Source organism: Clostridium sp. (assembly GCF_051278035.1).
Classification (GTDB): domain Bacteria; phylum Bacillota; class Clostridia; order Clostridiales; family Clostridiaceae; genus Clostridium_AD.
Genome location: NZ_JBNMNU010000198.1, coordinates 1 through 7,373, shown reverse-complemented (window position 1 = coordinate 7,373; position 7,373 = coordinate 1). Strand labels below are relative to the sequence as shown.

General features: G+C 30.3%; 9 protein-coding genes. 8 read left to right on the top strand and 1 reads right to left on the bottom strand.

What is annotated here, in order from left to right; all coding sequences use genetic code 11:
- From ACJAX4_RS20460 to ACJAX4_RS20430, 7 genes are all read left to right on the top strand, one after another.
- Positions 1 to 798 (top strand): FtsK/SpoIIIE domain-containing protein (locus ACJAX4_RS20460; protein ID WP_435791284.1); only part of this gene is annotated, 798 nt, incomplete at its 5' end.
- The gene (locus tag ACJAX4_RS20455; protein ID WP_435791283.1) at positions 782 to 1,315 is read left to right on the top strand and encodes a hypothetical protein; all 534 of its coding nucleotides are present in this window, start codon (positions 782 to 784) and stop codon (positions 1,313 to 1,315) included. The genes ACJAX4_RS20460 and ACJAX4_RS20455, both read left to right, overlap by 17 nt.
- Before the next feature lie 218 nt (positions 1,316 to 1,533).
- A complete protein-coding gene (locus tag ACJAX4_RS20450; RefSeq protein ID WP_435791282.1) occupies positions 1,534 to 2,298 on the top strand; it encodes a DUF4046 domain-containing protein in 765 nt (254 codons plus the stop codon).
- A gap of 53 nt (positions 2,299 to 2,351) precedes the next feature.
- Positions 2,352 to 2,717 (top strand): DUF5658 family protein, encoded by a 366-nt coding sequence (locus ACJAX4_RS20445; protein WP_435791281.1) that lies wholly within the window; start codon positions 2,352 to 2,354, stop codon positions 2,715 to 2,717.
- A gap of 499 nt (positions 2,718 to 3,216) precedes the next feature.
- Complete coding sequence (locus ACJAX4_RS20440; RefSeq protein ID WP_435791280.1) at positions 3,217 to 4,311, top strand: hypothetical protein; 1,095 nt, start codon at positions 3,217 to 3,219, stop codon at positions 4,309 to 4,311.
- A gap of 204 nt (positions 4,312 to 4,515) precedes the next feature.
- Entirely contained in the window at positions 4,516 to 5,766 is a 1,251-nt protein-coding gene (locus tag ACJAX4_RS20435) for a ComEC/Rec2 family competence protein (protein WP_435791279.1), read from the top strand.
- Between the two features lie 9 nt (positions 5,767 to 5,775).
- Positions 5,776 to 5,988, top strand: coding sequence for a DUF3006 domain-containing protein (locus ACJAX4_RS20430; RefSeq protein ID WP_435791278.1), 213 nt, complete (start codon positions 5,776 to 5,778; stop codon positions 5,986 to 5,988).
- Between the two features lie 162 nt (positions 5,989 to 6,150).
- On the opposite strand, the gene ACJAX4_RS20425 is transcribed toward ACJAX4_RS20430, so the two are convergent.
- Positions 6,151 to 6,441 carry a hypothetical protein gene (locus ACJAX4_RS20425; protein WP_435791277.1) on the bottom strand — a complete coding sequence of 97 codons (291 nt, stop codon included), beginning with the start codon at positions 6,439 to 6,441 and terminating at the stop codon, positions 6,151 to 6,153.
- A 474-nt stretch (positions 6,442 to 6,915) separates the two neighbouring features.
- Here ACJAX4_RS20425 and ACJAX4_RS20420 point away from each other — a divergent pair, with 474 nt between their 5' ends.
- Positions 6,916 to 7,170: a hypothetical protein gene (locus ACJAX4_RS20420; protein ID WP_435791276.1), complete on the top strand. Its 255-nt coding sequence runs from the start codon at positions 6,916 to 6,918 to the stop codon at positions 7,168 to 7,170.
- The last annotated feature ends 203 nt before the right edge of the window (positions 7,171 to 7,373 follow it).

Genomic DNA, 7,373 nt, shown 5'->3' with positions numbered 1-7,373 from the left:
TCAAAAAGCGTGATTATAGATCTTAATAAATTCCCTCATGTGCTAATTGGTGGAGACACTGGAACAGGTAAAAGCAGATTGTTATTAGCGATGATAACTAATTTAATTTATAACTCTAATATTTACATCCATCTACTACAGGTACGCAAAAATGATTTAGGAGTTTTCAAGAATTGCAAACAGGTATTGTCTTATAGTAAAAACTTATTAGATGTAGAAAATAGTTTGCAGAAAATAGACCAGGAGCTACAAAGAAGAGAGGTCCTTATAAATAATACCAAAGGGATCTACAATGTAGAGGACTTCAATAAGAAAGCCTCATATAAATTGAAATATAATTACATCATCATAGAAGAGTTTAGCTTTTTAAATATATCTAAGGGAGATAGCAAAGAGGAAAAAAAGATAAAAGCAAAATGTCTGAGATATATAAAAAATCTTGTAAATGTAGGTAGATCAAGCGGAATGTTTTTAATTACCTCATTGCAAAAACCTACAGCGGATAGTATTCCAACGGACATTAAAGCACAATTAACCACTAGGATTAGTTTAACGATAAAAGATAATTCGACCTCCATAGTAGTCATGGGTGACAACTGTGCTACGCTACTTAAGGATAGAGAGTTTATATGTAAGACACTTGATACTTATAAAGGTCACACGTTAGCTATAGAGCATCTAGACATAATGAGAAACATAGAAAGTAGTTTTATTGAAAAGAAAGCCCCTAAGATTGCTCCTATAGTTGAAAATGGTCTAAACAATGTTTTGAGAATGCTAAATGAAATTAACAAGTAGGGATGTAAATATCATAAGTTTTATAGAAAAGAATCAGGGGGCGACGATAGAACAAATTCAAAGATTATTTTTCCCAGGCTATGTTGTGGCAGCTAATAGGTTAAAAATTCTAAGTGATAATAAATTCATCAAAGTACAAGTGCATCCTATACTAGGTAAAAAAGTTTACTATTTTAAAAAAATGCCAAGTTTTCATAGTTTGGTTATAACCGATGTGGTTATTTTATTAAAGGATAAATTGGATTTTATGCAGAGGGAATATAAGATAAAAAATCATCAAGTTGACTGCATTTTCATTTTAAAAGGGGGTAAAATAATAATATTAGAAGTTGATATTTTCAACAGGACAAAAGATAAGAAAATTGATGAAATTATTAGTGCCTTAGGTGAAACAAAGGCAATGTTTGAATTTTGTATTATAACTAAACACGAGGTCAGAGAGAATAAGAAAAAGAAAAAAGTTATATATATTGGAGTAGACGGAATGAATGAAAAAATAAAACAATACTTTATATAATACTATAGTATCATGATTTCAAACATGGATAGAAAGCAAGGAAAATCAATAGATTAGAAGAGGTTAAGGTACTCAATGCAGTGGGTACCTTTTTAAGTACCCTTTTGAGGGAAACATATGACACTTATAGTCTATTCTATAGGGAAAAACTTTTACTGTAAATTGATTGATATTAGATAGGTTTGTCAATAATTTAAAGAGTTAAGGGGGTTTTTGGTATGCCTAAGATTTTTAAAGTTAATTTAACTAATTTAGATGATATAGAAATATATGAGCTTTTATTACAAGGTAGAATTTTGAACTTCCCATGTGGGTTTTGGTCTAATAGAAGAGCAGATGAAGCGGAAGACGTTGCGGTTAAGTTATTGAAATATTTAATTGATGAAAGACTAAAATTCAGCAAAGAAGATGTTAAAAGAGAATTATCCAAGAAATTTCTAACCAAGTACAAGCTCCATACTGCTTCAAAGCTATTTGGACGTTCTGCTATTCGTTATATACTATGTACTTATCCAGAGGAGCAATATCAGCCTTGGCAATTCATGCATGATAAAGTACCTCAATGCTATTGGACACAAGAAAAAAACAGAATTAGTGCTTTGAAATATATATTTGAAGTAGAAATGCAATGGAATATTGAGGACGTAAAAGAGAAATTATCTTGGAGTATTCTTGAACAAAATGGGTTAGTCACGTTACATAGCTATTATCCTAGTTTATTTAAAATATTTAAAGCTGTATATAAAATTGACATAGGTCCTTGGGAAATAATAAATAGTGAAGTTCCTAATGGCACGTGGGAAAGTGAAAGTAATAGGATTAGTGCTGTGAAATGGTTGATTATTAGAATGAAAGTACAAAACGAACAAATTGACAGAAAAGCTTTTGCCAAGTATGGATTAAGCCTGTTGTTGGGTAAGTATTATAGTGATAATGTAACAAGAGCTATTAGAGAATCACTTATGGTAAATAGCCCTAATTAAGTTAAGTTTAAAGCGTACAGACATGGGCAATACTTCTAATAGAGGTGATGGTAATGTCTTTTACTATTTCTGCAATAAAAACCAGAGATTTAGGTTTTATAAGGAAAAAATTAATTACAATGTACATATTAAACGTAACAGATATTATATTTACGATCTTCCTAATTAACACAGGTATGTTCTTGGAAGTCAATCCTGTCATGGCACCAATTGTAAACAACAGGCACTTATTAAGTATAATTGTTAAGATAGTAATCCCATTTGTACTATTGATTGGGGTATACCAAAGAATGAAAGATGCCACAGAAAAACAATTATTCCAATCAAACATTATCATTAATGGGTGCTTAATATTTTATGGATTTATAAATATATCCCACGTTGTTTGGAGTATATTATATAATGTGATGAAAGTATAAGAAGGACAAGTTAAGAGTATTAGTCTGCAAGAATTGTAATTAAGTAGTTTTTATAAAGTAAAACAAAAACTAATGAAACTCTGGGGTAATCTCAGGGTTTTATTTATTGCCTATTTTACAAATGTTGAAGGGGAAGCTAGATTTATGTTGAATTAATATATTAAAGAAAGCAGTATCACTATGTAGCCATTGTCATAATTTATTGCATTATGGCAAATCAGAAGAAAAAGAATATGTTTTAAGAAAATTACTCAATAAAATACAAGCGGCATTATTTGCAGCAGGACTAGCATTAAATGATTTTGAAGAGTTAATGAAATACTATAGATAAAGTGGAATGGTTAGATGTTTTAGTTGATAAATATATGATAGGTATAATTATTGCCTAAATATTAAAGGTAAAAAAGACAATCGCCTATATTAATGGAGCTTATCTATACCGTAAATGAATATATATATAAAATATATGTATATAAATACTATAAAGGGAGAGTTTTATATGTACACTTTTGATAATAAACTAATAGCTTATCTACCCATTTATGAGCAATTAGAATATGGGGATAGTTTTAATATTAGATTTAAAAATATGATAGAAGAATTTAAGACGCTGTCCAATAAAATTAAGTTTCCTTTCTATGAAGAAAAGTTAGAACTTTATCCTACTTTCGAAATTCTAAATAGCGAGGAAGAGGATAGTAGGCTAACTAACAAAAACTTGTGGAGATGTTGGAGTGGTAGAAAATATCCATACATATTAAAAATTTCAATAGATACTCCTTGTGGTTTATATATTCCTCAATTTCCAGTTGGTGTTTCAAATTGTGGGATGGAACTTAATAAGTTACCGACATACTACATAGATGAATTTATGAAAAGAATATGTGATTTTGTTGTAGCAGTTAATATTGCACAGGTGGGCTTACTCGAGACGGCTCAGATTATTGTATTTGAAAAGATTGAGAGTAAAACCACAGAATTTATTGTGAACACTAATATTTATGAAAAAGATGAGATAATAAAAAGGTCAGGTGGATCTTTAATTAACTCATTACCTTGTATGTTTGATTATATTAAAAAAATCAGATGGCCGAAACTTCAAGATATGTCAATAATTGATACGTGGAATTGGCTATTAAATCACCAAGGTTTTTTAATAGGTATAGGTGAATCAAGAATTGAGCGAAGTTTAAATGCTTTTACACATATTTTTAATCCGAAATTGAATTATGAACTGTTATTTTGGGCTATGCTTGGAATAGAAGCTATATATGTACATGGTGAAAAAGATATTACAAGTCAAATAGTAGAAAAAACTCAGGCCTTTTTAGGAGCTGAAATTAATTTTAAGAAGGTGCTTAAAAAAATGTATAAATTCCGTTCTAGATTCATTCATGGTGATTCAAATCATATAAACTATTTTGCACATAATCTAGATATAGATGAAATTGGGGTCTTTGAAGATGAATATAATGAAGCATTATATATGGCACATGCTATTTTGGTTGCCACTTTTCAACAATTAGTTCTAAAAGGATGGAGCAGTGTACATTTTTCGTATAATTTAGTTATTGAGGAAGAAACTATTAAATAATATCTAAACAACTTTATATTAGATGGACAATAATTAATCTAATTATATACAGAGTTAAAAGATTAAATTTAATATTAAACTAAGGAAAGATAGACCACAAGTTATATATTAGTGAAAATCATATTATATAGAATTACTTGTATTAATGTATATGATGATAATATTAGTGAAATAAAGTTCAAAATATTTTCTAGGGAGATTAGTATGGGAAATAAAAAAAAGTATCTAAGTTTCGTTTTAGGATTAATGCTTATGTTCAGTTTAGTTGGATGCTCAAGCACATCTGAAAACACTACACCAGCGGTAACAACTCAGCAGGTACAGAAAAATACCGTTCCAACAGTTCCTACTCAACAAGTAGAGGCAGATAATACTATAACAAAAGAAGTACCTAAGCTGGAGGAAGATACAACATCAGTTATTAAGGATAGTAAAACTGTAACTGGTCAACTTAAAGTTCATTATATAGACGTAGGCCAGGCAGATAGTATATTAGTACGACAAGGCAATTCAAATATGCTTATTGATGCGGGAAATAACGGTGATGCTCAAGTTATTAAAAATTATTTGGATAATCAAGGCGTTAAATCTCTTGATGCCGTAATTGGAACTCATGCGCATGAGGATCACATAGGAAGCATGGACTATATTATCAATTCATTTAAAGTAGGGAACGTATACTTTCCCAAACAGACTGCAACTACTAATACTTTTAAAGATTTTGTAAGTTCAGTCAAGAATAAAGGACTAAAATTAACAGCACCAAAGGTAGGTAGTACATTTAATATAGGTGATGCAATTGTTACCATACTAGCACCTAATGGAACAGGCTATGATGATGCAAATGATTACTCTATTGTTGTAAAAGTTACCTTTGGCAATACATCATTTTTATTAACCGGAGATGCAGAAGCTGAATCAGAAGGCCAAATGGTGTCAAAGGGGCTAGATTTATCTGCTACAGTACTTAAAGTAGGGCATCATGGAAGTAAATCTTCTACAGGACAAAGTTTCTTAGACAAGGTGAACCCCAAGTATGCTGTAATAAGCGTTGGTAAAGGTAATAGCTATGGACATCCTACGCAAGATGTTATGAACAGACTTAAGGCTATGAAGGTACCGGTATATCGAACTGATGAAAGTGGAACAGTTGTTGCGACTTCAAATGGAACAAATGTAAGTTTTAACGTTAGTCCTGGAAGCTATAAAGGCATTGTTTCTAGTGATAGCCTATCATCTAATAACACAGCAACCAGTAAGCCTGTACCAGTGCTTGTTCCTAAGGTAACTACACCAAGTAAGAATCAAAGTGTAACTGTATATACTACTAAGACCGGGAGTAAATATCATGCAGATGGATGCTCATATTTAAGTAAAAGCAAAATTCCAATAAGCTTAAGTGATGCTAAAGCAAAAGGATTAACCCCAGGTAGTAAATGTAATGCACCACAATAGGAGGAATTTATGAAAGTAATTATAGATAGGTTCGAAGGTGATTTTGCGGTATGTGAAAAGGAAGATAGGCAAATGGTAGACATTGAAAAATCTAAAATACCTATTACAGCTAAAGAGGGAGATGTTCTTAATATAGATAAGGACAGGATAACCATAGATCTACAAGAAACAGAGAAAAGGAAAAAAGAGATAGAGGAACTTACTAAGGATTTGTGGAACTAGTTTTAAGGAGCAGAGATGTTCCTTTTTTTAAGGGGTTTAAGTACAGGTGATCCGCATATATGCAAATAGCAAATTCCTTAACCGTGGATACATTAACAAAATAGATAGCCACATCGAAAGCTGTGTACAATCTGATGTGGCTATTTTTTAATATTTAAATATCTAGAGGTACTTCATCACTGTGAATAATATACATGGTGATATTTCACCACTATCTGCCATACTTTCAAAGCAATCATAAACATAAAAATTATGATATTCTTTGTAAAATTCTCTAAAAACAATAAATTTTGACCTAGAAGTTATTCCTACAGAGTAGTTGTTACCTATATCATCGTATGCCGTATTAATTAACAACCTTGTACCTGCAAGAGCGATTCTTCTAAACTCATCATAAGCATTATAATCAAACTCTATGATTATTTTCGGAGTTGTTTGTAAAGTTTTTTCCATTTTTATATGAACCTCCTTTTAGTACTTTTATAACCCTCATTAATAGATTATTCGTACAGTATACATTTAAGAGTAATGTTTGTCTAGGCGTGTATACACCTCATCTATTAACGTTGCGTATATGTTTTTGATATTTATGGAAAAGGACAAATTTCAGATCTCAAAATTAATAAGAATAGAGTTGTTTGGACGCCTAGCATTGGAGTCAATTTAAGCATTTTTTCATATTTTCTATTTTTTCGAGTAAATTGTTAATAATTAATTTTTTGTAAACATAATACTTAGTAATAAATTTGTGAACAGGGGTATGATTTCTCTTGATTTGATCAATTATCTATAGATAGCGTATAAGGTTTATATGTAGAGTTGGAAATGATAGCTCATGTCTTTTTAAATTTAGGATAATTTTACCTCTTCTAATTTTCGTAAAATGTTATATAATATACATACGAACATATGTTTGGAGGGAGTAATATGAAAATAGTAGCAAAACCTATTGAAGTAGTTTCTTGGACTGATACAAGGGGTAATATACATCCTGTTAGATTTAAAATTATTAACGAAGACGAAAGTATTTCTGTCATAAAAATAGACAAAGTTATTTGCGTCGATAAAGAAAAGTTAGCAGGTAACTTTATGCTCATGTATAAATGTCAGAGTGTAATTAGTGGAGTTGAAAAGCTATATGAGATCAAATATGAGTTAGGTACTTGTTTAACTATACTTTAAAAATAATAGTGTAATAAGTTTAGTATATACAGCAAATTACTGATAATTGGTTAAATTGAAATTATTAAGTATACTAATTAAAGAGTGTTCAGTATGTATAGTTTATAGGACATTGGGGTTGCGACAGTTTCCAAATGGTAAGTGTTAGTAGATTCTATAAGTATATAAAAATAGCATATAATGGTATAATGTTTTCAAATAAT

What these genes read in the sequence shown, in the direction of transcription:
- ACJAX4_RS20455 (WP_435791283.1), top strand. Translation starts at nt 782, where the DNA reads ATGAAATTAACAAGTAGGGATGTAAATATCATAAGTTTTATAGAAAAG.
- ACJAX4_RS20450 (WP_435791282.1), top strand. Translation starts at nt 1,534, where the DNA reads ATGCCTAAGATTTTTAAAGTTAATTTAACTAATTTAGATGATATAGAA.
- ACJAX4_RS20445 (WP_435791281.1), top strand. Translation starts at nt 2,352, where the DNA reads ATGTCTTTTACTATTTCTGCAATAAAAACCAGAGATTTAGGTTTTATA.
- ACJAX4_RS20440 (WP_435791280.1), top strand. Translation starts at nt 3,217, where the DNA reads ATGTACACTTTTGATAATAAACTAATAGCTTATCTACCCATTTATGAG.
- ACJAX4_RS20435 (WP_435791279.1), top strand. Translation starts at nt 4,516, where the DNA reads ATGGGAAATAAAAAAAAGTATCTAAGTTTCGTTTTAGGATTAATGCTT.
- ACJAX4_RS20430 (WP_435791278.1), top strand. Translation starts at nt 5,776, where the DNA reads ATGAAAGTAATTATAGATAGGTTCGAAGGTGATTTTGCGGTATGTGAA.
- ACJAX4_RS20425 (WP_435791277.1), bottom strand. Translation starts at nt 6,441, where the DNA reads ATGGAAAAAACTTTACAAACAACTCCGAAAATAATCATAGAGTTTGAT.
- ACJAX4_RS20420 (WP_435791276.1), top strand. Translation starts at nt 6,916, where the DNA reads ATGAAAATAGTAGCAAAACCTATTGAAGTAGTTTCTTGGACTGATACA.